General features: G+C 69.8%; 20 protein-coding genes. 7 read left to right on the forward strand and 13 right to left on the reverse strand.

The genetic code is table 11. The features are described 5' to 3' along the window. Positions 1-77 precede the first annotated feature (77 nt). The gene (locus tag BLS81_RS13145) at positions 78-1,019 is read left to right on the forward strand and encodes a class I SAM-dependent methyltransferase (RefSeq protein WP_176787163.1); all 942 of its coding nucleotides are present in this window, start codon (positions 78-80) and stop codon (positions 1,017-1,019) included. 16 nt (positions 1,020-1,035) lie between these two features. Here the strand turns inward: BLS81_RS13145 and BLS81_RS13150 are convergent, their stop codons facing one another. Continuing rightward, positions 1,036-1,974 carry a LysR substrate-binding domain-containing protein gene (locus BLS81_RS13150; protein WP_093224498.1) on the reverse strand — a complete coding sequence of 313 codons (939 nt, stop codon included), beginning with the start codon at positions 1,972-1,974 and terminating at the stop codon, positions 1,036-1,038. A gap of 153 nt (positions 1,975-2,127) precedes the next feature. Here BLS81_RS13150 and BLS81_RS13155 point away from each other — a divergent pair, with 153 nt between their 5' ends. The 3 genes from BLS81_RS13155 to BLS81_RS13165 are packed head-to-tail and all read left to right on the forward strand — an operon-like array spanning position 2,128 to position 5,386. After that, positions 2,128-3,267, forward strand: coding sequence for a TIGR03364 family FAD-dependent oxidoreductase (locus tag BLS81_RS13155; RefSeq protein WP_093224499.1), 1,140 nt, complete (start codon positions 2,128-2,130; stop codon positions 3,265-3,267). Then, positions 3,264-4,073 carry a phosphonoacetaldehyde hydrolase gene (phnX, locus tag BLS81_RS13160; RefSeq protein ID WP_093224501.1) on the forward strand — a complete coding sequence of 270 codons (810 nt, stop codon included), beginning with the start codon at positions 3,264-3,266 and terminating at the stop codon, positions 4,071-4,073. The genes BLS81_RS13155 and phnX overlap by 4 nt, the downstream gene beginning before the upstream one ends. Continuing rightward, a complete protein-coding gene (locus BLS81_RS13165) occupies positions 4,070-5,386 on the forward strand; it encodes a DUF5690 family protein (protein ID WP_256326228.1) in 1,317 nt (438 codons plus the stop codon). The genes phnX and BLS81_RS13165 overlap by 4 nt, the downstream gene beginning before the upstream one ends. Before the next feature lie 16 nt (positions 5,387-5,402). On the opposite strand, the gene BLS81_RS13170 is transcribed toward BLS81_RS13165, so the two are convergent. Continuing rightward, complete coding sequence (locus BLS81_RS13170; protein ID WP_093224503.1) at positions 5,403-6,158, reverse strand: UTRA domain-containing protein; 756 nt, start codon at positions 6,156-6,158, stop codon at positions 5,403-5,405. 99 nt (positions 6,159-6,257) lie between these two features. Beyond that, positions 6,258-9,125, reverse strand: coding sequence for a TonB-dependent receptor (locus BLS81_RS13175; protein WP_218123130.1), 2,868 nt, complete (start codon positions 9,123-9,125; stop codon positions 6,258-6,260). Positions 9,126-9,408: 283 nt separating this feature from the next. On the opposite strand from BLS81_RS13175, the gene BLS81_RS13180 reads away from it, so the two are divergent. Then, the gene (locus BLS81_RS13180) at positions 9,409-9,951 is read left to right on the forward strand and encodes a pseudouridine synthase (protein ID WP_093224505.1); all 543 of its coding nucleotides are present in this window, start codon (positions 9,409-9,411) and stop codon (positions 9,949-9,951) included. A gap of 18 nt (positions 9,952-9,969) precedes the next feature. Here BLS81_RS13180 and BLS81_RS13185 read toward each other — a convergent pair whose 3' ends face one another. Next, positions 9,970-10,524 carry an HD domain-containing protein gene (locus tag BLS81_RS13185; RefSeq protein WP_093224707.1) on the reverse strand — a complete coding sequence of 185 codons (555 nt, stop codon included), beginning with the start codon at positions 10,522-10,524 and terminating at the stop codon, positions 9,970-9,972. A 131-nt stretch (positions 10,525-10,655) separates the two neighbouring features. On the opposite strand from BLS81_RS13185, the gene BLS81_RS13190 reads away from it, so the two are divergent. Continuing rightward, complete coding sequence (locus BLS81_RS13190) at positions 10,656-12,761, forward strand: phosphocholine-specific phospholipase C (protein WP_093224507.1); 2,106 nt, start codon at positions 10,656-10,658, stop codon at positions 12,759-12,761. 75 nt (positions 12,762-12,836) lie between these two features. Continuing rightward, complete coding sequence (locus BLS81_RS13195) at positions 12,837-14,102, forward strand: dipeptidase (RefSeq protein WP_256326229.1); 1,266 nt, start codon at positions 12,837-12,839, stop codon at positions 14,100-14,102. 70 nt (positions 14,103-14,172) lie between these two features. Here the strand turns inward: BLS81_RS13195 and BLS81_RS13200 are convergent, their stop codons facing one another. The 9 genes from BLS81_RS13200 to BLS81_RS13240 all read right to left on the reverse strand — a co-directional run bounded on the left by BLS81_RS13200 (position 14,173) and on the right by BLS81_RS13240 (position 24,549). After that, positions 14,173-16,152 carry a hybrid sensor histidine kinase/response regulator gene (locus BLS81_RS13200; protein WP_093224510.1) on the reverse strand — a complete coding sequence of 660 codons (1,980 nt, stop codon included), beginning with the start codon at positions 16,150-16,152 and terminating at the stop codon, positions 14,173-14,175. Beyond that, complete coding sequence (locus BLS81_RS13205; protein WP_093224512.1) at positions 16,145-16,780, reverse strand: chemotaxis protein CheX; 636 nt, start codon at positions 16,778-16,780, stop codon at positions 16,145-16,147. Before BLS81_RS13205 ends, BLS81_RS13200 begins: the two co-directional genes overlap by 8 nt. After that, positions 16,780-17,163, reverse strand: a complete 384-nt coding sequence (locus BLS81_RS13210; RefSeq protein ID WP_093224513.1) for a response regulator — start codon at positions 17,161-17,163, stop codon at positions 16,780-16,782. The genes BLS81_RS13205 and BLS81_RS13210 overlap by 1 nt, the downstream gene beginning before the upstream one ends. A 91-nt stretch (positions 17,164-17,254) precedes the next feature. Continuing rightward, positions 17,255-17,482 carry a hypothetical protein gene (locus tag BLS81_RS13215; protein WP_093224515.1) on the reverse strand — a complete coding sequence of 76 codons (228 nt, stop codon included), beginning with the start codon at positions 17,480-17,482 and terminating at the stop codon, positions 17,255-17,257. Next, on the reverse strand, positions 17,479-19,356 hold the full coding sequence (locus tag BLS81_RS13220; RefSeq protein ID WP_093224516.1) for a chemotaxis protein CheA: 1,878 nt from the start codon (positions 19,354-19,356) through the stop codon (positions 17,479-17,481). Before BLS81_RS13220 ends, BLS81_RS13215 begins: the two co-directional genes overlap by 4 nt. Further along, positions 19,356-20,189 (reverse strand): CheR family methyltransferase, encoded by an 834-nt coding sequence (locus BLS81_RS13225; RefSeq protein WP_093224518.1) that lies wholly within the window; start codon positions 20,187-20,189, stop codon positions 19,356-19,358. The genes BLS81_RS13220 and BLS81_RS13225 overlap by 1 nt, the downstream gene beginning before the upstream one ends. Further along, on the reverse strand, positions 20,186-21,274 hold the full coding sequence (gene cheB / locus BLS81_RS13230; RefSeq protein WP_093224519.1) for a chemotaxis-specific protein-glutamate methyltransferase CheB: 1,089 nt from the start codon (positions 21,272-21,274) through the stop codon (positions 20,186-20,188). Before cheB ends, BLS81_RS13225 begins: the two co-directional genes overlap by 4 nt. After that, a complete protein-coding gene (locus BLS81_RS13235; protein ID WP_093224521.1) occupies positions 21,271-22,635 on the reverse strand; it encodes a chemotaxis protein CheW in 1,365 nt (454 codons plus the stop codon). The genes cheB and BLS81_RS13235 overlap by 4 nt, the downstream gene beginning before the upstream one ends. A 3-nt stretch (positions 22,636-22,638) precedes the next feature. Then, complete coding sequence (locus tag BLS81_RS13240) at positions 22,639-24,549, reverse strand: methyl-accepting chemotaxis protein (RefSeq protein WP_093224522.1); 1,911 nt, start codon at positions 24,547-24,549, stop codon at positions 22,639-22,641. Between the last annotated feature and the right edge of the window lie 145 nt (positions 24,550-24,694).

A 24,694-nucleotide genomic window follows, 5' to 3' on the forward strand; every position in this document is an offset into this window, starting at 1 on the left:
GATTGCCGGCTGCGATGCAGCATGACTATAACGCCCCGTCGAGCCCGCGAGGCGCGCGCCCGGCGTGTGGAGATGACATGACCGAGACCGGCTTACGGGTTGCGCTGCGCACGATCGCGGATACCGTCGCCGCCGCGTGGCCAGACCATGCCGGCTTCATCGCCAAGAGCCTCGCCGGCCGGTCCGACGCGGTGCTCGACGTGTCCGAGCGGTTGAGCGACGCAATTCTCAAGCTCGCGCCCGGTATCGACGGCGGCTTGTCCGCGCTCGCCGCAGATTACCGTTTCCTGTGCGAAGAGATCGTGCTGCCCGAGGAGATCCATTTCCGCCGGCACGACAGCTACCGGCTCAGCCGCTTCGAGGACGCCGAACGCGAATGCTATGCCAACGCGCCGTTCATGAACCGCTACATGAACGGGCTGCTCCTGTCCGACGTCTTGTGGTCGAACCATGCGCACGCCTTCGCCTATTTCGTCGATCACTATCTGCCGCGCCTGCCCGCCGGCGGCCGGCATCTGGAGATCGGCCCCGGTCACGGCCTGCTGCTCTATTTCGCCGCCGCCTCAGGACGCGCGTCCCGGATCGCCGCGTGGGATGTCAGCCCGACCAGCATCGCCAAGACCCGTCACGCGCTCGATCTGCTCGGCGTCACCGCGCCGGTGGAACTGACGCTCCAGAATCTGTTCGCCGCCGCCGCGCCCGATGAGGACGCCTTGTTCGACGGCATCGTCATGAGCGAGATCCTCGAACATCTCGAACAGCCGGTCGCCGCGCTCGCATCGGCGGCGCGCTGGCTCGTCCCCGGCGGGTTGCTGTGGATCAACGTTCCCGCGAACAGCCCCGCGCCCGATCACATCTTCCTGTTCGAAGGTCTCGATCATGCGCAGGCGATCGCGCGCGAGGCCGGGCTGGAGGTGATCGACGCGGCCGCCTTCCCGATGTCGGGCACCACGCTCGCGCGCGCGGAGAAGCACAAATTGTCGATCAGTTGCTCGGTGCTGGCGCGGCGGCCGGGCTGACCTCGCGGGCTTGGACTCACCGGGGGGTGTCGGCGCCCGCCGGCATGAGCTCCGGGGCGGCGACATCCCCCTCATCCGCCGCCCGCATCTCCAGCGCGATCTCGCGCAGCGCGCGCATCATCGCGCTGCGGCGGCGGTCGCTCTGGCAGACCAGATAGCTGCGCAGCCGATAGTCGCGCGCGCCGGTATCGAGCGGCCGATACGTGATCCGCGGGTCCGGAGGGCATTCCGAGGTGAGGAAGACGCTGATGCCGAGCCCGAGCGCGATTCCCTCGCGGATCGTTTCGCGGCTCTGCAGTTCGAGCGTCGCGCGCGGCCGCACTTCTGCATCGCCGAGCGCGCGTTCGGTGAAGGCGCGTGTCTTGGAGGTCGGCTCGCGCAGGATCAGCGTCTCGTCGGCGAGCGCGCGGATCGGCACGGTCGGGTGGCGCGCGAGTGGATGATCGTTGCGCATCGCGCAGGCGAGCCGATCGGTGAACAGGGGATCGTAGCTGAACGCGCCTTGGGCGGGCGGGTCGCTGGCAACGGCGGCGTCGATCTCGGCCTCGTCGAGCCAGCGCATCACCTCGCGCGCGTTGCCCATGCGGATCTGGATGCCGGTATCGGGGTGGCGGCGGTGAAATTGCTCGACAAGTTGCGCCGCGTAGCGCGGCGAGTCCGACCCGAGCCGGAGCGCGCCGCCGGCAGGATCGGCGGTATCGCCGAGCAGGTCGTCGATATCCGCGGCGGTCGCGAACAATTTGCGCGTCAGCGCGAGCAGGTCGCGCCCGGCGGGCGAGAGCCGCAGCGGCGCCTTGCGGCTTTCGAACAATGTCACGCCGTAGCGGCTTTCGAGCGCCTTGAGCTGCTGCGACAGGGTCGGCTGAGACACGTTGAGCCGCCGCGCCGCCCGCGACACGCCGCCTTCCACCGCGATCGCGTGGAACGCGCGCAGATGCTGATGATTCGCTGCCATCGGGACTTCCGCCTAGCCTAGGCTGGTGACGGTTGCGTGACGATTCCGCCGCGTAGTCATAGGTATCATCTATGGGGCGCATTCAAGCAAACGCTTGGCCCCGCCCGGCATTTCCGCGCGAGGGCGATCCCCTGTTCGCGGGGGAGCCGATCTTTGGGCGAAGACCAATATGACGTCGCCATCGTCGGCGCGGGGATCGTCGGGCTGGCGCACGCGCTCGCCGCCACGCGCGCGGGCCTCCGCGTGGTGGTGATTGACCGCGACGCGCGCGCGAATGGCGCGTCCGTCCGCAACTTCGGCTTCGTCACGGTCACAGGGCAGGAAGCGGGCGCGCCGTGGCGCCGCGCGCGGCGCTCGCGCGACATCTGGGCGGAGGTCGCGCCGCAAGCCGGCATTGCGATCGAGCAGACCGGCCTCGCGATGGTGGCGCGGCGACCCGAGGCGCTGGCGGTGCTCGAAGCCTTCATGGCGACCGACATGGCCGAGGGCTGCGATCTGCTCGACGCGTCCGCCGCCCGTGCCCGGCTCGGCGACGTGCGCCCGCGCGGGCTGGCCGGCGCCCTGTTCAGCGGCATCGACCTGCGCGTCGAATCGCGCACCGCCATCCCCCGGCTCGCCGCGTGGCTGGCCGAGCGTCACGGTGTCGCGTTCCGGCGCGGCGTCGCGGTCCACGCGGTCGAGACCGGGCGGGTGGCGACGAGTGCCGGAACGGTCGCCGCCGACGCGGTTATCGTGTGCCCCGGCGATGATCTCGCCACCTTGTTCCCCGATGCGCTGGCGCGCGCCGGCGTGACCCGCTGCAAGCTGCAGATGCTGCGGCTGGCCGATCCCGGCTTTCGGCTGCCCTCGGCGGTGATGTCCGATCTCGGGCTGGTGCGCTATCGCGGCTATGCGGCGCTGCCCGCCGCCGCCGCGCTCGAAGCGCGCCTGAAGGTGGAGCAGCCCGGTCACCTCGCCAACGGCGTCCACCTCATCGTCGCGCAAAGCGCCGACGGCAGTCTGGTCGTCGGTGACAGCCACCATTATGCCGCCACGCCCGATCCGTTCGGGTCGAGCGCGGTCGACGCGCTGATCCTCGATGAATTCGCCGCCGTGTTCGGCCTCGTGCCGCCGGTGCTCGAACGCTGGACCGGCACCTATGCGTCGGCGTCCGGCCACAGCCTTGTCGAGACGCCGATGGAGCGCGTGCGGTTGGTCGTCGTCACCAGCGGCACCGGCGCATCGACCGCCTTCGCGCTCGCCGAGGAGGTGATCGGCGACCTCGCAACCATCCGAATGGGAGCTTCCGCATGAGTCTCGCGATCAAGGCCGTGATTTTCGACTGGGCCGGCACGATGATCGATTTCGGTTCGCGCGCGCCGGTCATCGCGCTGCTGCGGCTGTTCGAGGATGTCGGCGTGCCGATCACCGAGGCGGAGGCGCGCGCTGACATGGGGCGTGCCAAGCGAGACCATATCCGCGCCATCCTCGCGGTGCCGCATATCGCGGCGGGTTGGCGGGCGGTGTACGATGCGCCGCCGGGCGAGGCGGATGTGTCGCGGCTGCATGACGCGGTCGAGCCGATCATGCGCGCCGCCGCCGCCGATTGTGCGGCGCTGGTGCCCGGCGCGGCGCAGATCGCGGCGCGGCTGCGCGGGGAGGGTGTGCGGATCGGCTCCTGCACCGGTTACACGCGCGCGATGATGGCCGACATCCTGCCGCGCGCGGCCGATCAGGGGTACGCGCCCGAGGTGGTGGTCTGTTCGGGGGAGACGGCCGAAGGCCGCCCGTCGCCGCTCATGGCGTGGAAGGCGCTTGTCGAACTCGGCGTGTGGCCGTCGTCGGCGTGCGTCAAGGTCGACGACGCGACCGTCGGGGTCCGCGAGGGGCGCGAGGCGGGGATGTGGACGGTCGGGCTGGCCGCGTCGGGCAACGGCGTCGGGTTGGATACCGCCGAACTCGCCGCGCTTCCCGCCGATGCGCGCGCGCGCCGGATCGTCGACGCAGCGGACGCGCTCTACGCGGCGGGCGCCGATTATGTGATCGACAGCGTCGTCGACCTGTGGCCGGTGCTCGAGCAAATCTCGGTCCGCGTCGCCGCCGGCGAAAAGCCGGCATGAGCGCCCGCGAAAGCGCGGTGACGCGCTGGCTGCGCACCGCGCCGCCCTTCCTGTTCGCGCTCTACGGCGGGCTTGCCGGATTCGCCGCCTATTCGGCGATGTACGCCTTCCGCAAACCCTTCACCGCCGCGAGCTTCGAGCATGTCGCCGGCTGGCCCTTCGCGATCGACTTCAAGGTCGCGCTCGTCATCGCGCAGGTGGCTGGTTATGCGATGTCGAAGGTGATCGGCATCAAGATCGTCTCCGAAATGCCGCCCGCGCGCCGCGCGGCCGGCATCCTCACGCTGATCGGCGTGGCGGAGCTCGCATTGATCGGGTTCGCGACCTTGCCGGCGGTCGCCGGCATCGCCGCGCTGTTCCTCAACGGGCTGATGCTCGGCATGATCTGGGGGCTGGTGTTCGGCTTTCTCGAAGGGCGGCGGCTGTCCGAGGTGCTCGGCGCGATGCTGTGCGCGAGCTTCATCCTGTCTTCGGGGCTGGTCAAATCGGCCGGCGAGGCGCTGATTTTAGCCGGCTGGGCGAGCGAGCGCTGGATGCCCGCCGCGACCGGCCTCGCGTTCACGCCGCTGCTGCTCGTCTCCGTGTGGGCGCTCGCGCAACTGCCGCCGCCGGACTCCCGCGACGAGGCCGAGCGCGCCCCGCGCGTGCCGATGGGCCGCGAGCAGCGCGCGCGCCTGTTCGCCGCCTATGCGCCGTCACTGACCGCGCTGATCGGCGTCTATGTGATGCTCACCGCCTTACGCGATTTCCGCGACAATTTCGCCGCCGAGATTTGGCGCGAACTGGGCTTCGCGGGTGAAGCCGGGATTTTCACCGTCTCCGAACTGCCCGTCGCGGTGGTGGTGCTGGTGTCGATGGGGATGCTGATCCGCGTCCGTGACAATCGCGCGGCGGTGTTCTGGAACCTCGCGCTGATCGCGCTGGGCTTCGCGCTGCTCGGCCTTGCCACCGCCGCGTTCCAGCTCGGCCTGATCGGCGCGGTCGCGTGGATGATCGTGATCGGCGCGGGCCTCTATTTCGCCTATACGCCGTTCAACGCCCTGCTGTTCGATCGGCTGATGGCGACCGCTTCGGTGCCGGGCAATGCCGGTTTCCTGATCTACGTCGCCGATGCGTGCGGCTATGTCGGCAGCGTCGCGCTGCTGCTGTTCCGCAGCTTCGCGCACGTCTCGCTCGACTGGAGCAACTTCCTGTGCGCGGTCTGCTACGCCGCCTGCGGGCTGGGGCTGGCCGGCACCGCTTTCGGGGCGGCGGCATTCCGCCACACGACGCAGGCGCCGGAGCGGGCGCTGACGCTGCAGCCGGCGTCCTAGCGCGGACGGCAGGAACTTACCCCCGCACGCTCAGATCGACATGCACGCGGATCGCGTCGTGGCGCCAATATTCCTGATCATATTCCACCACGCGCCCGGCCGAATCGAAGCTGGTGCGCACCACGAGCAGCCCCGGCGTGCCCGATTTCACGCCGAGTTCGTCCGCCACCGTCTTGATCAGCGCGCAAGGCCGCATATCCACGCGGTTGCGGATCACCGTGGCGCCATATTCGCGCGTCAGCACCTGCGTCAGCGATCCGTCGAGCGAGTGGTCGAGCAGCCCGGGCGCGAGCGCGGGATCGACCGTGATCTTCTCGATCAGCACAGGCCGCCCGTCGATCGAGCGCAACCGGCCGATCACGTACAGCGGGGTGCCGGGCGCGACGCGGAAGATGTCTGAGATGGCGGCGGTGGCGGGCACGCTGTCCTTGCTCACCGTGCGCGTCGCCGGGCGGCGGCCCTGCTCCGCGACATAGGTCATGAAGCCGCTCCACCGCGTCGGATCATATGTGACGGCGGGCGGCGAGACGTACCAGCCGCTGCGCTCGCGCCGGTAGATCAGCCCCTCGGCCTCCAACTGGAACAGCGCCTCGCGCACGGTGCCGCGCGCGGTGCCCGCGCCGGTCTGTAGCTGTCGTTCGGAGGGGAGCTTGGCACCGGCGGCGAGCTGCCCCGCCTCGATGCTGGTCGCGATCTGGTCGCGCAGCGCGATGTAATGCGGGCCTGCGCCCCCGGGCGGGGCGAGCGGAATCATGCTGTCGAGGCGAGCCATGCCGGTGATCTTGGGCGGGGCGGCGGCGGGAGGCAACCGCGATATGACGGCGCGGCGATATCGCCGCCCCGGCGCGGGGCCGGGGCGGCGGTGGCGGGATCAGAACCGTGCGCTCGCGCGGACGATCACGTTGCGGCCCGGCTCCATATAGTCCTTGAGGTAGCTCGGGTTGTCGCCCTTGGTGGTCCAATATTTCCAGTCGTCGAGCAGGTTGCTGACATCGACGTCGATCGCGAAGCGGTCGTTGATGTTGTAGCGCATGTGCAGATCGACGCTGCGATTGTGCTGCACCCATTTGTCGACGGCGTTGTCGCGCAGGCTCTCGATGTACTTGCCGCGATAATTGTACGACAGCTTCGCCTCGAACCCGTATTTCTGATACGTAAGCGAGGCGTTGTAGAGCACCCCCGGCGTATTGATGAGCGGGATCTTCTTGCCCATCCGATAGGCCTGCCCGGTGTCGCCCTCGCTATGCTGGATGGTGACGTTGCCCTCGAAGCCGAACCCGTCGAACGGCGCGGGCAGCCCCTGGAACTGCTTCACGATCGCCGCCTCGAACCCGTAGACGATCGCGTCCTTGCCGTTCTGCGGCTGGCTGATCTCGACCGTGCCGACCGAGGTGTCTGCATTGACCTGGCTGCCGTTGGTGAAGATGAAGTTGCTGATCGACTTGTAATAGCCCGCGATGCTGACGATGCTCGTGCGATCGGGGTAATATTCCGCCGAAACGTCGAGATTGACCGCGCGCGCCGCCTTCAGATCGGGGTTGCCCCGGCTGATCGCGATGATCTCGTTCTGCGCGTTGCGCGCGACGCTCTGGCCACCCGAGAGATAGCCATATTCGGGCGGCGAATAGCCGGTCCAGAGCGCGAAGTGATAGACCTGCTTGTCGCTCGGCCGCCAGATCAGGTTCGCGCTCGGCAATACCACCGTATAGCTGTTGCTGGTGCTGTCGAAGCCACTGTTGTCGCCATCGTCGGACCAGAACACGTTCTTCGTCTCGCGGTGTTCGGCGCGCACGCCGATCGTCGCCTGCACCGCGCCCTGCCGGAGATGCGCGAGCAGATAGCCCGCCGTGACCTTCTCGGTGTTCTTGTTGTCGCTGGAGAGCCGGTCGGTCGCCGAGGGCAGGCCGTTGTTGCCGAGCGCCTGCGCCGCGTCGATCGCCGCGCGCACCTTGGCGGGATCGAAGATCGCGCCATAATAATATTCGCCGTGCAGAATGTCGGTCACGTCGCGCTGGATCAGCCCCGACGCGGCGAGGCTCTTGCCGTCGAGCGTGGTGCCGGTGAAGTCGCCGCTCCACAGCGGCGTGTAATCATAGACGCGATGTGACCGGTTGAACTGCGCGCCTGCCTTTAGATATTCCAGCCATCCGTCAAAATCATAACGTACGTCGAGCTTGGCGTTGATGCGGTTGTCGGTCTGCTTGTCGCGGTTGTGGCTGGCGCCGTCGAACGGCAGCAGGGTCGGGTCGTATTGGACGTTGGCGGCCGCGCCGGTCGGGCTGGCCTGCGGGAAGCGCGGATCGGCCGATACCCAGTCGAGCCCCTGCGACAGCAGCGCGGGCGCGCATTTGTCGCAATTGTAGGAGATCGAATAGCTGTCCGGGTTTTCGCGGACGCCGTAGCTGTAGCTGCCCTGGTAATCGACATGCAGCCGCTCGAAATCGCTGTGTCCGCCACCGCTCACCGTCGCGAGCGTCTGGTTCGAGTTGATCGTGCCGAAGTTGCGCGCGAACTGGAACGCCTGCGGGTTCCAGATCCCTGACCGGCCGTTGAGCGACCAATATTGGTTCGAATTGGCGTCGTGCCCGGTGATGATGCCGTCGCCGTCGGCGTCCACGATCTGCGACGTGGTGTAACCATAACGGCTATAGGTCTTGCCACCGATGGTGACCGTGCCGATCACGTTGCGATCGGGCTGCACGAGGCTGGTATCGTTCTTGTCGACCTGGGTCAGCCGCGCGGTGGTGCGGCTGCGATAGTCGGTCACGTCGTTGCTGCCGCGCTGCTCCTGCCGCGAGATCTGGCCGCGCAGGTACAGCCGCGTGGTGTCGCCATGCCAGTCGAGCGAGACGTTGCCGCCGTAGCGCGTGTTCTTGACGCGACGGAAATCGAGATCGATTCCCGGCAGGTGCATGTTGCGCTGGTCGATCACCTCGGTCGAATTGGCGCGCCACTGGTTCGGCTCCCACTCGCCGTCATTCTCGGTTTCCTGTCCGTCGCCGTGGGTGACGCCGTAATTGGCCGATGCGAACACGCCGAAACGGTCATCGGCGAAGCGATGCGCGAAATCGCCCTGGAAATTGTAATTCTCCGCCGGCAGATCGGCCGATTTCGCGCGGTCGTTGAAGCCGCCGCTGCCGTAGAGGCGGAATGTCGTGCGGTTCTTGAAGTCGAACGCGGTCGGCGTGCGGAAGTCGATCGTCCCGCCGATCGCATCGCCATCCTGGTCGGGGGTCAGCGTCTTGGTGACGGTCACCGAGGCGAGACCATAAGGCGGCAGCACGGTGAGCGACACGTCGCGCGTGCTGGGATCGGTGTTGGCGACGCGCACGCCGTTGATCATCACCGCGTTGTACGTGCCGGACAGGCCGCGCACGGTGACATATTCGCCCTCGCCGGTGTCCTGATTGACGATCGTCGAGACGCCCGGGACGCGCGCCAGCGAATCCGCCACGGTCGCATCGGGCAGCTTGCCGAGATCGTCGGCCGAGATCACGTCGATCACCCGGTCGGACGCGCGCTTGTCCTCGAGCGCGCGCGCGGTGCTGAGCCGCTGGCCGCTCACGACGACGTCGTTGGACGTGTCCGCGCCGGCATCGTCGGCGGCGGGCGGTGCGACGGCATCGGCGCGTGCCGTGGCGGGCGCGAGCAAAGTGGTGGCCAGCGCGGCGGCCAACGCGGGTAGGGCGGCGGATCGGAGCGCGTGCGCCCGGCGCGCGCTGTGGAACGGCATCGTCATCATGTCCCCCCTTTGGGATGTGAGAATATCAAGCTCGGGCCGGGCACCGACCGGGCACAGACACACCGCCGCGGCCGCCGACGCGGGCGCGTCTGCGGGGCGAAGCGGCGGTCTGATCCCTGCCCCGGCGGGCCGGGCGAGTCGGCTCTTCCGGCCACGACTGGTCTAAACCAGATGTGATGACGGCTTGGTTACGACCACGCCGTCATGCGAAATAATTCGAGAAAGCCTCAACGCACCGATCGACTCGCCGTGCCGCCGGCATCGTCCTAAAGGCGGCGGGATGGCGCGGCTGATTCTGTTCAACAAACCATATGGCACGCTGAGCCAGTTCACCGATCGCGGCACGGCGGACGCGCGCGCGACGCTGTCGGCGTTCATCGATCTGCCCGGCGTCTATCCGGCGGGGCGGCTGGATCGCGACAGCGAGGGGTTGCTGGTGCTGACCGACGAAGGCCGTCTCCAGGCGCGGATCGCCGATCCGAAGTTCAAGCTGCCCAAGACCTATCTCGTGCAGGTCGAGGGTGAGGTCGGCGCCGGTGCGCTCGAACGGCTGAGCGCCGGCGTGATGCTGAAGGACGGCCCGACCCGGCCCGCCGAGGCGGAGCGGATCACGGCGCCCGCGCTTTGGCCGCGCGATCCGCCGATCCGCGTCCGCGCGAACATCCCCGATTGCTGGCTGCGGCTGACGATCCGGGAAGGCCGCAACCGGCAGGTCCGCCGCATGACGGCGGCGGTCGGTCATCCCACCTTGCGGCTGATCCGCTGGAGCATCGGCGACTGGACCGTCGCTGGCCTCGCGCCCGGCGAATGGCGTGCGGGGTAGGGGCTCACAGGGCGGCGGTCACGGCCGCGAAACCACCAGCGCCTCCAGCAGCGGCCGATAGGATTCCAGCGTCGGCACCACCCAATCCTTGCGCTTGCCGCCGTCGTCGCAGCGGCGCAGCAGCAGGGCTTCGGCGAAATACGGCTCGGCCTCGAACGCGGCGCGGCCTTCCGCGTCGAGCGCGCCGCCCTGCAAGCGCAGGCTCAGCAACGACGCCGCGCTGAGCGACGCCTGATAGCCCGGCTCGACCGCGCACAGATAGCGTTTGGCATCGACGTGAAGCCGCACCGGCTCGGTCAAGGCGGGCGGGAAATGTGCCTTCAACAACGCATTGCCGAGCATCTCGTGGCGCATGTCGGTGCCGTGGCGCTCGGCGGCATGGCCGGCGTCGTCGATGAGCTGCCCGACATCGTGGAGCAGCCCGGCGGCGATCAGCGCCGCGTCGCCGCCCGCGCGGCGCACGAGTTCGGCGACCTGGAGCGCGTGCTGCAACTGGGTGGCGTTCTCGCCGTAATATTCGTCGCCCGCCGCCGCGAACAGCGCGTAAATCTCGTCGATCACCTGTGTCGTCATCATCGTCCTCGAATGGCCGAAGAGGGCTGCGGCGGGTGGTGCCGTCCCCAATGTCGCGGTTTTGTCACTATTGGACTATACCAGAGGAATGCGCCGATAGCGGCAAAGATCGAGGCTGAAAAGGCAAAAGCATGGATAGGTCGAAACGCGATTTCCTGCGCATGGCGGGGGCCGGCGCGGCGGCGGCGTCGCTACCGGGGCTGATCGGCCGCGCGCTCGCGATCCCGGCCAACCATCGCACCCGCTCGATCCGCGATGTCGAGCACATTGTCGTGTTCATGCAGGAGAACCGCGCGTTCGATCATTATTTCGGCATGCTGAGCGGCGTGCGTGGCTTTGGCGATCCGCGTCCGCTTCGGCTGAGCGGCGGCGCGAGCGTGTGGCGCCAGCCCTCGCATGAGCATCCCGACGGCTATGTCATGCCCTATCACGGCGATTCGAAGGTCAGCCGGTCGTTCCTCGTCGATGGCGCCGATCAGTCGCATCAGGGCAACATGACGATCTTCAACCGGGGTCGCTACGACCGCTGGGGCGCGAGCGGCGAACTCCACAACCGCATGCTGCATTATACCGCGGGCGATCTGCCCTTCTATTACGCGCTCGCCGACGCCTTCACGGTCTGCGATGCCTATCATTGCTCGACGATGACGCAGACTTATCCCAACCGGCTGCATCTGTTCACCGGCTGCAACGGCGGCGGCACGGTCGGCGGCGATCCGCAGATGCACAATTACGGCGAGGACGAAACCCCGAGCGCCGACATGCGCGAGGACAAGCCGCTCCGCCCCGACGCCTATCGCTGGACCACCTATGCCGAGCGACTGGAACAGGCGGGGGTAAGCTGGAAGGTCTATCAGGAATACGACAATTTCGGCGACAATCTGCTGTCGGTGTTCCCCGCCTTCCGCCCGTGCCCGCCCGAATCGCCGCTCTACCGGCGCGGCCGCGCGTGGGTCAGCGAACACAAGACCGGCGCGGATCGCACCCGCTCGGACGGCGAGCAGCTCGTCGCCGCCTTCCGCGACGATCTCGCGAACGGCACGCTGCCGCAAATCTCGTGGATCGTCACCGCCGCCGCTCTGTCCGAACATCCCGCTGCCGAGCCGTCGCGCGGCGAGCATGTCGCGGCCGAACTGATCGCCGCGCTGGTCGACAACCCTGAGATGTTCGCCAAGACCGCGTTCATCGTCACCTACGACGAGGCCGGCGGCTTCTACGATCACGTCGCTCCGCCGGTGCCACCGGTCGCGGGCTATCGCGGCCATTCGACCGTGCCGATCGACGGCGAGACCAAGGATTGGGGGCAGGGGCCGCTCGCCAACACGGGCACGCATCCGATCGGCCTAGGCATCCGCGTGCCCACCATCATCGTCTCGCCTTGGACACGTGGCGGCCAAGTCTGCTCGGAGCTGTTCGATCACACCTCGGTGCTGCGCTTCATGGAGAAGCGCTTCGGCGTCGCCGAACCCAATATCAGCGCGTGGCGCCGCGCGGTGTGTGGTGATCTCACCTCGGCATTCGATTTCACCGGCGCCGACCCGGCCGCGCCCGGCCTCCCACCGACCCGCGACTTTCTCGACCGCATCGCCCGCTCCAAGGCCGGCACCGCGCTCACCATCCCGCCCGTGCAAACCCCGGCGCGGCAGATGCCCGGCCAACGCCCCGCGCGCCCGCTTCCCTATGCGCTCGACGTCAACGCCGCCTTGTCGGACGGACGGCTGAGGATCGACATGGTCAATGCCGGCGGCACCGGCGCGGTGTTCTCGGTCCACGACAATCATGACGTGCAATCGCCGTGGCATTTCACGATCGGGGCGGGCGCCCGCCACGCCGCCGATGACTGGCACGCGCCCGCCGACACCGCGTACGACCTGACGGTGCATGGCCCGGACGGCTTCTATCGCCGCTTCGCCGGCACCCGTGTCGCGACCGGCGAGGTGACGCTGCGGCGGCGCGCGACCTCCGTCGAACTCATCTTCGCCAACCACGGGGACGCGGCATGCGTGTTCGTGATCGCGCTCGATCCCGCCTATCCCGGCGCCGAGCGCACACGCCGCATCACGCTCGCGCCCGGCAAGCGCGCCGTCGATCGCTGGAGTCTGGCCGCGAGCGACGGCTGGTACGATCTCAGCGTCAGGTGCGAGGGCGACGGCACCTTCCTGCGTCGTTTCGCCGGGCGTCTCGCGAGCGGCCGCAAGACCGATCCCGGCATCGGGGTGATGCGGCTCGACGCGTGAAGCGAACGATCCACCGCTTGACGAACCGCGCCGCCGCCCCGACGATGCTGCACGTGCAAACATAAAGGGGTCGCTGTGATCGACGGACGAAATCGCGTAATGGCGCTGCTCGCGAGCGGCGCCCTGCTGATCGGCGGCGCCGGCTACGCCGCGAGCAGGAAGGCCCCCGCCGACCCGGCGCGCGCTGTTCATGAGAAGCTGATCGTGCTCGACACGCATTTCGACACGCCCGCCAACCTCGGTCGCCCCGGCTGGAGCATCATGGACCGGCACGCCACCGCCACCGATGGCGATCAGGTCGATTATCCGCGCATGGTGCAGGGCGGCGTCGATGGCGGTTTCTTCGCGATCTACACGCCCTCGGGCCCGCGCACGCCGGTGGGGGATCGCACCGCACGCGATTTCGGCATCCAGCGCGCGGTGCAGATCCGCGAGATGGTGGCCAGGCACAGCGATGTGTTCGCGCTCGCGCTCACCGCCGATGATGCGGCGAAGGCGGTGGCGGCGCATAAGCGCTTCGTGTTCCTCAGCATGGAGAACGGCTATCCGTTCGAGGGCGATCTCACGCTGATGCGGACCTTCCGCGGCCTCGGCGTGACGATGATGGGTCTCGTCCACTTCAAGAACAACGATCTCGCCGACAGCGCGACCGACACGCCCGAATGGCACGGCTTGTCGCCCAAGGGCAAGGAAGCCGTTGCGGAAGCCAACAAGCTGGGCGTGGTGATCGACGTCAGCCACGCGTCGGACGACGTGCTGCGCCAGACCGTCCTGTTGTCGAGCGCCCCGATCATCCTGTCGCATTCGGGGATGCGTGCGATCCATAACCACCCGCGCAACGTGTCCGACGAGGATGCCAAGCTGGTCGCCGCGAAGGGCGGCGTCATCCAGATCAACGCCTATAGCGGCTATATGGTCGATCCTCCCGCCGCCAGCGCCGCGCGGGCTGCCGCGATGAAGGAACTGGCGGCGAGCTACGAGAAGGCCGATACGATGACCGTCGCCGAACGCCGCGCGCTGATCGCCCGCCGCAAGGCGATCGAAGCGCAATTCCCCGCGCCGCGCGCGACCTTCGACATGTTCATGCAGCACCTGCTCCATGCGATCAAAGTCGTCGGGATCGATCATGTCGGCATCAGCGGCGATTTCGATGGCGGCGGCGGCCTCGATGGTCTGGAGGATGTCACCGCCTACCCCAAGGTGACGGCGGCGCTGCTCAAGGCGGGCTACACCCCGGCCGACATCGGCAAGATCTGGGGCGGCAACGCGTTGCGCGTGCTGCGCGCCGCGCAATCTTTGGCCGATCCGGCTTCGCTGCCGAAGGTGCCGGTCACGAATTGAGGCAACTCGCCTCCGCCCCGTTCGTGCTTGGACAAGCCCAGCGCGAACGGGATGGCGGGCGTCTTCGCGCCTATTGCGCCCGGTCGAGCAGATCGCGCACCTTGGCGGCGAGCATGTGGTAGGTGAACGGCTTGGAGATCAGGTCGACCCCCGGCTCCAGCCGCCCATCGCGCATGATCGCCTCGCGCGTATAGCCCGACGTGTAGAGCACCCGGATGTCGCCCTGCATCGTACGCACGCGGTTCGCGAGTTCCTGGCCCGACATCTGCGGCATCACCACGTCGGTCAGCAGCAGCGCGATCGGTGTTTCCTGCCGTTCGAGCAGCCGCAGCGCGGTCGCGCCGTCATGCGCCTCGACCGCGCGATAGCCGAGTTCGCGCAGGATGCTGACGGTATAGGCGCGGACATCGTCGTCATCCTCGACGACGAGAATCGTTTCGGAGAGCTTGCCCGGCCGCGCGGCCGGCGTCTCGATATCCTCATTGCCTTCGGGGGCGCCAGGATGTTGGCGTTGCAGGAAGATCGACACGCATGTGCCCTTGCCCGGCGTCGAATCGATCTCGATATGGCCGCCGCTCTGCTTGACGAAGCCATAGACCATCGACAGCCCGAGCCCGGTGCCCTTGCCGACTTCCTTGGTGGTGAAGAACGGATCGAACACCTTGGCGATCGTATCCGCGGTCATGCCGATGCCGGTGTCGGTCACCTGGATCAGCACATAGGCGCCGTCGGGCACGCCCGCGATCCGTTCGGCGTCGGGGCCGGCGGTGACGTTGCGCGCGGTGATGGTCAGCGATCCGCCGTCGGGCATTGCGTCGCGCGCGTTGACCGCGAGGTTGAGGATGACGTTCTCGAGCTGATGCGGATCGGCTTCGATGCTCCAAAGGTCGGCGGCGGGGGCGAGTTGGATCGCGATCGCCTCCGGGATCGAACGCGTCAGCAGATCGGACATGCCCGAGAGCAGCCGGTCGAGATCGATGCGTTTGGGGTCGAGCGGCTGGCGGCGCGAGAAGGCGAGCAGCCGCTGCGTGAGCGATGCGGCCCGCTCGGCGCCCTTCAGCGCGTTTTCGAGCGAGCGCCGCGCACGGGGATCGGCGGCCGAATCGAATCGCCGGAGCACCGTGTCGATATTGCCGATGATGATCGTCAGCAGATTGTTGAAATCATGCGCGATGCCGCCGGTGAGCTGGCCCACCGCTTCCATCTTCTGCGCCTGGCGCAGCGCGTCTTCGGCCTCCTGCCGCTCGGCCACTGCGCTCGCGACGCGCATCTCGAGCGTTTCGTTGAGCTCGCGCAGCCGCGCTTCCTGTTCCTTGGCCTGGGTGACGTCGTAGATCACCCCGACCAGTCGATAGCCCGAGCCTTCGGGCAGGATTTCGCCGCGCCGCGCGATCCAGCGTTCGTCGCCGTCGTCCGCGCGCCGCACGCGGAAGACGTGGTCGAGCGTCTCGGGCGGCGGTTCGCGGCTGGGTTCCGGGATCAGCGGCACGCCGCCATCGGCGAGCACGCCGTTGATCGTGCGCACCGGCAGCGCCTGCGCCGGATGCAGCCCCAGCAGCCGGCAGAATTCCTCGGAAACGGTCGCGGTGGCGAAACCGTCGCTATATTCGAAGCTGCCGACGCCGCCCGCCGATTGCGCGATGCGCAACCGCTCCTCGGCGCGCTTGCGTTCGGTGACGTCGACGAGCAGCCCGGTGAAGCGCACCGGCTCGTCATGCGCGTCGAGGTGGCTCTGCCCGCGCGCGTGCATCCACAGCGTCGTGCCGGCGGGGGTGACGATGCGGAACTCCTTGGAGAACAGCTCGGCCCCGGCGAGGATCGCCGCCACCGCGATCCGCATGCGCGCGCGGTCATCGGGGTGGATCGCGGCGAAGAAACGCGCGGTCGGCAGGTCGCTCAACCCCTCGGCCGGATCGAAGCCATATAATTCCGCGAAGCGCCGGTCGACGCGCAGCCGGTCCGCGGCGATCTCCCAGTCCCATGTCCCGCTCGCCCCCGCCGCGGCGAGCATTGCGAGCAGCCGGTCCGCCTCGGCGGTGGCGTCAGCCATCGTCGCCGACCACGCGCGCGATGAAGTCGCCGAGCAGGGCGCGCAGCGTCTCCAGCGCCGGCAGGTCCATGATCATCGCGATATAGCCGCGGATATCGAGCCGCCGCACCGCGAAATCTATGTACAGGAACAGGACCAGCCCGTCGCTCGGCGACGCGTCCTCGACCCCGAACAGCGTCGCGCCCGAGCCGCGCATCACCTCGGGGATCGTCATCGACAATGAACTTCTGAGCAGGTTGGCCATCGTCGCCAGGCACGAATTGAGGATCACGTTGCCGGTCTCGACCAGCGCTTCGCGCTCGATCTCGATCACCTCGTCGGCCGAAAGCTCGCCCTGCGTCACCGCGCGCACCAGTTCGAGGCTGTTGGCCTCGGGGAAGATCAGCAGCGCGCGGCCGCTGAATGGCCCGGTGAAATCCTGCCGGACCGCGATCAGATCGGCCGCCTCGCGTTCGGTGATGAGGCGTGCCGCCCGCCGCTGGCTGACCACGTCGATCGACGGCACCGACAGGATGACATGGTCGCCGATCATCTTGCGCAGGTTGGAGGCGGCGCGGCTGACGCCGATGTTGACGATCTCGGTCAGCGCGTCACGTTCGAGATCTCCGAGCGCCACCCCGTCCGCCATCACGATCGCGCCGCGCGCAGCCGAAGCGCGGCACCCGACAGGAAGCCTTCCAGCCCCTCGGGCGTCACCGGCTTGGCGACGAACGCCGCGCCGATCTCGCGCGCGCGTGCGACGATCTCGTCCTGGATGTTGGCGGTGATGATCGCGATCGGCATGTCGGGGAAGCGCGACCGCAAGTCGCCGGCGAGTTCGAGCCCGTCCATCTCGGTCATGTTGTAATCGATCAGCGCGAGATCGACCGGGGTCCGATCGACGAGTTCGAGCGCCTGCGCACCGCCGCCCGCCTCGATCTTCGACCAGTCAGGCTGGAGCGCGGCGAGCGCCTTGGCGGCGACGATCCGCGCGAGCTTGCTGTCATCGACGATCAGGACGGTTACGGGCATCGGGAACTCCAAGGCGCCCGGAGGGGCGCACGGCACGCTTATACAGCGCGCCGGTCTAGGGCAAAGTCGTGACGGGATGGACTGATCCAGGTCAAGGTGCGAGAAGAAACCGCGCCACGGCGAGATCGGCTGGGACGCCGCTCAGCGATGGTCTCGCGGCGAGCAAGACCTGCACGACCGCCATGTGCAGCCGCGTCACGCCCGCGAGCGACACGGTCGCGTCGGCATCGTCCTGCAACGCGAGCAGTAGCGGTTCGGCATCCTCGACCAGGCAACGGCCTTCGAGGTGGATCACCCCGGCTTCGACGCGGACGCTCATGCCAGCAGCTCGGGCAGGTCGAGCACCAGCAGCACGTCGCCGCCGCCGGTGAGCGTGGTGCCGCTGACGCCGGGCACCGCCGCGAGTACGCCGCTGGCCGGCCGCACCAGCGTGTCGATCCGTTCGCCGAAGCCATCGACGCGGACGGCCACCGGGGCACCGTCCGCCTCGGTGACGAGCAGCCGCGTGCCGCCGCCGCCCGATCCGCCGCCGAGCAGCGTGGCGAGATCGAGCACCGGCACGGTGCGATCGCGCAGCACGACGGCGGTGCCGGTGCCGAGCGGCCGCAGGTCGTCCACGGCGACGCGCACCGTCTCGAAGATCTGGTCGAGCGGGACGCCGTAGCGATCGCCCCCGGCCTCGACGACGAGGATGCGCGTGGTGATGGCGTGCGCCGGCAGCCGCAGCCGGAAGCGCGTCCCCGCGCCGGGCGCGCTGTCGATCTCGATCGTGCCGCGCAGCCGTTCGATCGCGGCGAGCGCGGCGTCCATGCCGACGCCGCGCCCCGACACGCCGGTGACGGCGGCGGCGGTCGAGAAACCGGGCCGGAAGATCAGTCGGATCGCCTGCGCGTCGCTCAGCGCCTGAGCCGCTTCGGCGTCGATCAGCCCGCGCGCGACCGCCGTCGCGCGGATGCGCACGGGATCGATGCCCGCGCCGTCGTCGCCGAGCGTCACGATGACCTGTCCGCCCTCGCGCGCGACGCCGAGCGACAACGTGCCCTCGGCGGGCTTGCCCGCGGCGGCGCGCGCGGGCGCCGCCTCGATGCCGTGGTCGATCGCGTTGCGGACGAGGTGGAGCAGCGGTTCGAACAGCCCCTCGGCGATCTGCCGATCGACTTCGGTGGCCTGCCCGCGCATGTCGAAGCGCACGGTCTTGCCGAGCTGCTCGGCGATCTCGCGGACCAGCCGGGGCAGGCGACGCAGGGTCGGTTCGAGCGGCACCATCCGCACCGCCGACACGGTGCGCAGCAACGCCGCGACCGAGCGGCCGATCCGCGCCTGCGCCGTACGCACCTCCAGCGCGGCGGCGGCATCGATGCGCTCGAGCCGCGCCGCGAGCGGCGCGAGCGCGTTGGCGGCCACCACCAGTTCGCCGAGATCATCCCCCAGCGTGTCGATCCGCGCGGGATCGACGCGCAGCGATGTCGTGCTGGCGGCAGAGCTTTCGGCGGCGGTGACCGACGCCGCGCGCGGCGTGACGGCGGCAAGTTCGACCTGATCGGAAACCAGCCGGAAGGCGGCGCGCACCGCCGCGACCGGCGCGGCGCTCAGCCCCTCAAGCCGAGTGACGCACTGGAACGGCTCGAAACCGTCGAGCGCGGGCCACGCGCCCGCCAGCGGGCTGGCGGTGAGGGCAAGCAGATCGGGCACCGCGGCGACGATCGCGAGCGGATCGTCGCCGCGAAAGAAACAATCGGCATCGGGTGTGTAGCGGAACGCGGTGCGCGGCACGGCGTCCCCGGCCAGCCGCGCGGTGGCATATAGCGCCCCGGCCCACTCGGCTTCCGGCGCGGTGTCGGTGCCCGGCGTCTCCTGCGGCGCCGTGGCCACGATCGGCTCGCCGCGTTCGAGCGCGTCGATCCAGCGATCGGTCTGGTCGAGCGTCGCGACCAGCCGCGCCACCATATCGGCATCGAGCGCCGAAACGCCCTTGCGCGCGCGCTCCAGCATGTCCTCGGCGGCGTGGAGCAGGGTTTCGGCGGGCGCCATGTCGAACAGCCCGACCGACCCTTTCAGCGTGTGGACAGCGCGAAACGCGCCGTCGATCGCGCGCGCGTCGGCCGGGTTCCGCGCCAGTGCCGCGAGATCGGCCTGGCCCTGCGCGACGAGATCGCGGCCTTCGATCAGGAAGTGTTCGAGCAGGTCGTCCATCACGGCCGACGATAGACGATCGCGTCGTCAAGGCGAGTCGTGGTGAACCTGTCCGAGATGCGCGCCATCGATTCGCTGTGCCCCAGCGCGAGATAGCCGCCGGGGTTGAGCCGCTCGAACAGATTGTCCGCCGCGATGGCCCGCATCGCGTCGTCGAAATAGATCAGCAGGTTGCGGCACAGGATCACGTCGAACATGCCCTGATCGACCAGCGTCGCGCGATCGACGAGGTTGGCGACGGTGAAATGCACCGATTCGCGCAGATCGGCGATGATGCGGCGCGTGTGGCGATGTTCGGCCTCGAAATAGGTGGCGATCAGCGGCGCCGGCAGCCGCGCCAGCGCGCGCGGCGCGTAGCGGCCCTCGCGGGCCCGCGCGAGCGCGTGCGTGTCGATGTCCGATCCGACGATCTCGATGTTATAGGCATCGACGAGCCGCCAGTTCTCCAGCAGCCAGATCGCGATCGAATACGCCTCCTCGCCGGTCGAGCACGGCATCGACCAGATGCGGATGCGGTCGCCGGGCCGGCGATCCGCCACCACGGCGGGCAGGATCTGCCGGGCGAGCGCCGCGAAATGATGCTCCTCGCGGTAGAAATAGGTTTCGTTGATCGTGAAGGCGTTGATGAGCGCCTCGCGCTCACCGGGATCGGCGGCGGCGAAGGCGAGATACACGCGCGCGGTGTCGTGCCCGGTGCGCTTCATCCGTTCTGCGAGGCGGCGTTCGATATAATAGCGCTTGGTCTCGCCGAAGGTCATGCCGGTCCAGCGGTGGATCAGCGCGCTGGTGTGGGCGAGATCCGCGCCGGCGAGGGGGACGGGGGCGTCGTTCATGCCGCGAACAGCGCGGTCAGCGTGGGCGCGATGCGCTCGAGCGGTACGGTCTCGCCGGCGCCCCCCGCCGCGACCAGCGCGCCGGGCATGCCCCAGACGATCGCCGTCTCGGCGCTTTCGGCGATGGTGTGGCCGCCGCGACGATGCAGGTCGGCCATCGCGGTCGCGCCGTCATTGCCCATGCCGGTCATCAACACCCCGACCAGGCGTTCGGGGGCGAGCACGGCGGCGGCGCTTTCGACGAGGCGATCGACGCTCGGGTGCCAGAGCCGCGCGGGATCGTTCGGCGCGGACATCGCCACCACCGCGCCGCCGCGCCGCGAGACGATCACGTCGGCATCGCCGCGCCCGATATAGGCGCGCCCCGGTTCGAGCGGCACCGCGCCCGACACCTCGATCACGTCGAGCGCGCAGATCCGGTCGAGCCGGCGCGCCAGCGCGCCGGTGAAGCTCGCGGGCATGTGCTGGGCGACCACGACCGGCCAGGGGAAGTCCGCCGCCAGTCCGCCGAGCAGCGCGTCGAGCGCCGGCGGCCCGCCGGTCGAGCAGCCGACCAACACCAGCCCGGCGGGCGCGGCGGCGCGCGTGACCGGCCGGGTGCGGACGGCGTGCGGGTGCGACGCGGGGGGCGCCTGGCGGGTGCCGCCGGCGCGCGCGCGCACGCGCTCGGTCAGCCGCGCCGCGCGCGAGATGCGCGCGCCGGCGGCGGCGCGAACCTTGTCGACCAGCACCGGCGCGAGCGCGTCGATCTCCAGCGAGATCGCGCCGCGTGGCTTGGCGATGAAATCGACCGCGCCGAGCGCCATCGCCTCCAGCGTCTCGTTCGCGCCCTCGGCGGTCAGCGCCGAGACCATCACCACGGGGCAAGGGCGCAGCAGCATGATCCGGTCGAGACAGGCGAGTCCGTCCATCTCCGGCATGTGGATGTCGAGCGTGATGACGTCGGGCGCGAACGCGGCCAGCAGCGCCAGCGCCTCGGCGCCCGAGCGCGCTACCGCGACCTCGAAATCGCCGGCGCTCGCGAAGATGTCGCCCAGCAGCCGCCGCATCAGCGGCGAATCGTCGACGATCAGCACTCTGGTCACGATTGCGCCACCGCGCCTTCCGGCCGAAGTGCCGCGAGCATGTCCCGCTCGGCGCCGTCGAGCAGTTCGCGCGGCGACAGGATCAGGACGATCCGCGCGTCGTCGCCAAGGGCCGCGACCCGCTCGAACACCCGGGTCTCCGCGCCGCCGAGTTCGGGCGCCTCGCACAACGCCGATGCCGGCACGCGCAGCACCTCGGGCGCGGCATCGACGATGAAGCCGATCCGCGTTGCGCCAGCCCGGACGACGATGATCCGCCGCTTGGCGCCCCGCGCCGCCACTCCGTCGAACCGCCGGACCTGATCGACCACCGGCACCACGGCGCCGCGCAGGTTCATCACGCCCTGCACGAAGGCCGGCGCGTTGGGCAGCCGGGTCAGCCGATCGGGCACCGGTGCCACCTCGTCGATCGCCGCGACGGGCAGGCCGAACGCCCCGTCGCCGACGCGGAACGCCAGAAATCGCTCGGCCGGCGCGTCGGTCGCAGGCGCCGCGTCCGGCATTTCCCCGCTCGATCGCAACAGCCGCGCCGTCAGCGTGTCACTCAGCAGATGCTCCACGGCGAGCACCGAGACCAGCCGCCGCCCGCCATCCAGCCGACCGATCGCCTGGATACGCGCTTCCGCCCCGCCCCGGTTGAACACGGCGGGCACCGCGTCCAGGTCGCTTTCGGGCACGCGCTCGATCGCCCGCATCGCATCGACGACGAGGCCGAAGCGGTGCGCGCCGATCCGCACGACGATCACCGGCGTTCGCGCGCCGGCGGCGGTGGCGCCCAGGCCGAGCAGCGCGGCGAGCGAGAGCAGCGGCAGCAGGCGGTTCCGCACCGACATGCTGCCGACCACCGCCGCATCGGCCTGCGGAAGCACGGTAACGTCTCGCGGCAGCCGCAGCACCGCCTCGACCGCACCGACCGGCAGCGCGAAGTCCTGCGCTCCGACCGCGAAGACGAGCAGCGGGATCTCGTCGCGCCGCCCGGCGGTCCGTGCGCCCGCCACGATCGCGCGCCCGGCGCGGCGTTCGACGCGCGCGAAGCCCGCCGCGATCAGCGACGCCAGCGCCACGGGTTCGGCGGCGTCGGCCGCGCGCGCGATCCCCTCGACCACATCGACCGCGATCCCGACGCGCTCGCCGTCCTCGACCAGCAGGACGTGCGCCTCGTCGCCGCGCGGCCGCGCGAGCAACGCCGCGAGCGACAGCACCGGCAGCACGGTGCCCCGGAAGTTGCCGAGCCCGATCAGGCTCGGCGGCGCGTGCGGCACCCGCGTGAGGCGCGGGACGCGCGCGACCTCGCGTACGCTCGCCGCCGGAACCGCGAAGCGCGCGCCGCCGGCTCGGAACGTCAGGCTTGGTCCGGCCATCCGCTATCCGGCCGCATCGACCAGCGCGGCGGCGAGCGACGCGATCTCCTCGATCGCCGCCGCGAGCAGCTCGGCACCTTGCGACTGCTGGCGCGCCGCCGCGCCCGCCTCGCGGCTGGCGCCGGCGGAAAGCTCGGCGGCCCGCGCGATCTGGTCGGTGCCGCCGCGCACTTCGCGCGCCGACAGCAGGATCGCCTCGGCGCCGGTCAGGATCGCTTCGTTGGCCGCGCGCGCGGCATCGAGGTCGTCCGCGATCGTGCGCGTGCGTTCGATCACGACGCGGCTGCGCCCCATCTCGGTCTCGGCGGTTGCGACGACCTGATCGAGATCGCGCCGCACCGCATCGACCTGATCCTGGATCACGCGCACGACATCCTTGGCGCGATCGCCGGCCGCCGCCGAATCGCGCGACAATGTCCGGATATCGCCCGAGACGTTGGCGAAACCGCGCCCCGCGTCGCCCGCGCGCGTCGCCTCGACCGCGCCGCTCACCGCGAGCATGCTGGTCTGCACGGCGATGAGCGCGAGCCCGTCGGTGATCTTCTCGATCCGCCGCGCCGTCCCGCCGAGCGTGCCGAGCAGCTCGAGCACCGCGCGCACCTCGGCGACCGAGGCGGTCACGCCGTCGATCAGCCGCTCGACCACCTTGCGCCCTGCGGCCACCGATTCCGACACCGCGACGATCCGCTCCAGGGCGGCGCGTGCGCGGGCGCGGGCCAGGTCGGCGGTCTTCTCGATCTGCGCCATCGCCGTGCTCGACTGGAGCGTCGCCGCCGCCTGCGCCTGCGCCCCGCGCCCGATCTGCTCGATCGCGACCATGATTTCGCCCGACGCGCCCGAAAGCTCCTGTACCGTCGCGGACAATTGTTCGGCGGCGCTCGCGACCTGCTCGATCGCGAGCGTGTCGGTCGCGTCCGCGCGCAGATCCCGCGTCAGGACGCCCAGTTGCTCGGCGGTCTGCTGGCTCTCCTCCAGCGCGGCGCTTTGCTGTTCGAGCGCCTGTTGCGCCTGCGCGGCTGCGGCCGATTGCTGCTCGGCGGCGCTGGCGACCTGCTCGGAGCCGCGCTCGGCCTCGCCCAGCGCGCCCTCGGCCTCGATCGACGCATCGACCATCTCGCGCACGCCCTCGCCCAGCGTCGCGAGGTCGCCGCGGGCCTCGTCGAGCTGTGCGGTGACCTGCCGCCCGGTCTCGGCCTCGCCGACGGCGAGCGCCGCGCCCGAGCGGACGCGCGCGGCGATGTCGCGCACCGCGAGCGTCACCTCGCCCGCGAGCGTCCGCATCTCGCCCGCGCTCGCCTCGGAGGTTTCCGCGAGCGCGCGCACCTCGTCGGCGACGACCGCGAAGCCCCGGCCGTCATCGCTCGCGCGCGCCGCCTCGATCGTCGCGTTGAGCGCGAGCAGGCTGGTCTGGTCGGAAATGTCGGTGATCGCGCCGCCGATGCCGTCGATCCGCGTCGCCGCATCCTCCAGCGCGCCGATGATCTCGACCGTGGCGAGCTGACGCCGCGCGTTCCGCTCGATCGCGGTCACCGATCCGTCGATCTGCGCGCCCACTTCGACGAAGGCGCTCTGCACCGCGTCGGTCTGGCGACGCGACGCCTCGGCGCGCGCGCGCGCGTCGCGAAAGCCGCCCGCGAGCGCGCCGATCAGCCCGAGCGATTCCTGCGCGGCCCCGGCGGCCTCTTCGGCGCCGCTCGCGATCTGGTCCATCGCGCGTTGCAGTTCGGCGGCGGCGGCGGCGGCTTCGCCGATGCCGCTGGCGAGATCCTGCGCCGCGCGGTCGATCCGCTCCACTGCCGATGCGCCAGTCAGCGTGCGCGGGGCCGCCGGCGGGGCCGGCTCAGGCGCCGGTGTGGTCGGAGCCGGCGCCGGCGCGCCGCGTGCGCTGAGGGTCGATTTCTTGACTAACGCCATGAGGTTACTCTGCGTGACGGGGAGTGGCGCGGCCGGCATAGGACAAGCCTCGCGCCGACGCCAGCGCACGCCCGCGCCGGCTTTTGCATCGCGCCGGGGGAACCCTTTGACCGATTCGCACGTCCAACGGGTGGAGCGCCTCGTG

Origin of the sequence: Sphingomonas sp. NFR15, from assembly GCF_900103265.1 — a bacterium.
Lineage (GTDB): Bacteria > Pseudomonadota > Alphaproteobacteria > Sphingomonadales > Sphingomonadaceae > Sphingomonas > Sphingomonas pollutisoli.

Coding starts and splice junctions, on each gene's coding strand:
- BLS81_RS13145 (WP_176787163.1), top strand. CDS start 78: ATGACCGAGACCGGCTTACGGGTTGCGCTGCGCACGATCGCGGATACC.
- BLS81_RS13235 (WP_093224521.1), bottom strand. CDS start 22,635: ATGGCCGGACCAAGCCTGACGTTCCGAGCCGGCGGCGCGCGCTTCGCG.
- BLS81_RS13215 (WP_093224515.1), bottom strand. CDS start 17,482: ATGAGCGTCCGCGTCGAAGCCGGGGTGATCCACCTCGAAGGCCGTTGC.
- BLS81_RS13180 (WP_093224505.1), top strand. CDS start 9,409: ATGGCGCGGCTGATTCTGTTCAACAAACCATATGGCACGCTGAGCCAG.
- BLS81_RS13185 (WP_093224707.1), bottom strand. CDS start 10,524: ATGACGACACAGGTGATCGACGAGATTTACGCGCTGTTCGCGGCGGCG.
- BLS81_RS13200 (WP_093224510.1), bottom strand. CDS start 16,152: ATGGCTGACGCCACCGCCGAGGCGGACCGGCTGCTCGCAATGCTCGCC.
- BLS81_RS13150 (WP_093224498.1), bottom strand. CDS start 1,974: ATGGCAGCGAATCATCAGCATCTGCGCGCGTTCCACGCGATCGCGGTG.
- BLS81_RS13165 (WP_256326228.1), top strand. CDS start 4,070: ATGAGCGCCCGCGAAAGCGCGGTGACGCGCTGGCTGCGCACCGCGCCG.
- phnX (WP_093224501.1), top strand. CDS start 3,264: ATGAGTCTCGCGATCAAGGCCGTGATTTTCGACTGGGCCGGCACGATG.
- BLS81_RS13205 (WP_093224512.1), bottom strand. CDS start 16,780: ATGGCGGACGGGGTGGCGCTCGGAGATCTCGAACGTGACGCGCTGACC.
- BLS81_RS13240 (WP_093224522.1), bottom strand. CDS start 24,549: ATGGCGTTAGTCAAGAAATCGACCCTCAGCGCACGCGGCGCGCCGGCG.
- BLS81_RS13190 (WP_093224507.1), top strand. CDS start 10,656: ATGGATAGGTCGAAACGCGATTTCCTGCGCATGGCGGGGGCCGGCGCG.
- BLS81_RS13220 (WP_093224516.1), bottom strand. CDS start 19,356: ATGGACGACCTGCTCGAACACTTCCTGATCGAAGGCCGCGATCTCGTC.
- BLS81_RS13210 (WP_093224513.1), bottom strand. CDS start 17,163: ATGCCCGTAACCGTCCTGATCGTCGATGACAGCAAGCTCGCGCGGATC.
- BLS81_RS13175 (WP_218123130.1), bottom strand. CDS start 9,125: ATGACGATGCCGTTCCACAGCGCGCGCCGGGCGCACGCGCTCCGATCC.
- BLS81_RS13170 (WP_093224503.1), bottom strand. CDS start 6,158: ATGGCTCGCCTCGACAGCATGATTCCGCTCGCCCCGCCCGGGGGCGCA.
- BLS81_RS13225 (WP_093224518.1), bottom strand. CDS start 20,189: ATGAACGACGCCCCCGTCCCCCTCGCCGGCGCGGATCTCGCCCACACC.